Origin of the sequence: Streptomyces ureilyticus (genome assembly GCF_011045025.1) — a bacterium.
Classification (GTDB): domain Bacteria; phylum Actinomycetota; class Actinomycetes; order Streptomycetales; family Streptomycetaceae; genus Streptomyces; species Streptomyces ureilyticus.
On the sequence record NZ_JAAKZX010000488.1, the window covers coordinates 1 to 898 of the forward strand.

At 67.9% G+C, this 898-nt stretch carries 1 protein-coding gene; it reads left to right on the forward strand.

Annotated elements, in window-relative coordinates; translation table 11 throughout:
* Nucleotides 1-46: 46 nt before the first annotated feature.
* Nucleotides 47-898 (forward strand): condensation domain-containing protein (locus G6048_RS48300; protein ID WP_235991170.1); only part of this gene is annotated, 852 nt, incomplete at its 3' end.

Consider the following 898-nt stretch of genomic DNA (forward strand, 5'->3'; position numbering starts at 1 on the left):
GAACGCGCTGCCCGATGACGGGTTCGGGTACGGGCTGCTGCGCTACCTGAATCCCGGCACCGCCCCGGTCCTGGCCGGCTATGACCGGCCCCAGATCGCCTTCAACTACCTCGGCCGCTTCGACACCGCCCTCGAGGGCGGGCAGAGTGTGGAGTCCCAGCTGGGAGGCGGTGCCGATCCTGGGATGGGACTGGCCCACACCCTGGAGATCAGCGCGAGTGCGCATGGCAGTGCTGAGGGTGTGCGTCTGGATGCGGTGTGGTCCTGGCCGCAGGAGGTTCTGGACCGGGATGAGGTTGCGGAGCTGGCTGGTCTGTGGGTTCGGATGCTGGAGGTCCTGGCCGGGCATGCGGCCCTGCCGGAGGCCGGCGGGCATTCGCCTTCGGACTTCCCCCTGGTCACTCTTGAGCAGGAGCAGCTCGATGGGTGGGCTGGTGAGGGGATGGCGGTCGAGGATGTGCTGCCGCTGTCGCCGTTGCAGGAAGGACTGCTGTTCCACGCGCTGTTCGACGAGAACGCCGCCGACATCTACAACGTCCAGCTGGTGCTGGACCTGGCGGGCGTCTTGGATGCGGGGGTGCTGCGGCGTTCGGCGGAGGTGCTGGTGGCCCGGCACGCCAGTCTCCGAGCGTGCTTCCGCCAGCGGAACAACGGCGAGTCGGTCCAGGTGATCACCGGCAATCCGGTGTTGCCGTGGCGTGAGGTCGATCTGAGTGGCTTCCCCGAGGCCGGTCAGCGTGAGCGGGTGACGCGGCTGCTGGAGGAGGAACAGGCTGCCCGTTTCGACATGGCCAGCGCGCCGCTGATGCGCTTCCTGGTGATCCGCCTCGCCCCCGACCGGCACAAGCTGGTGATCACGAATCATCACATTCTGCTGGATGGCTGGTCGACGCCGCTG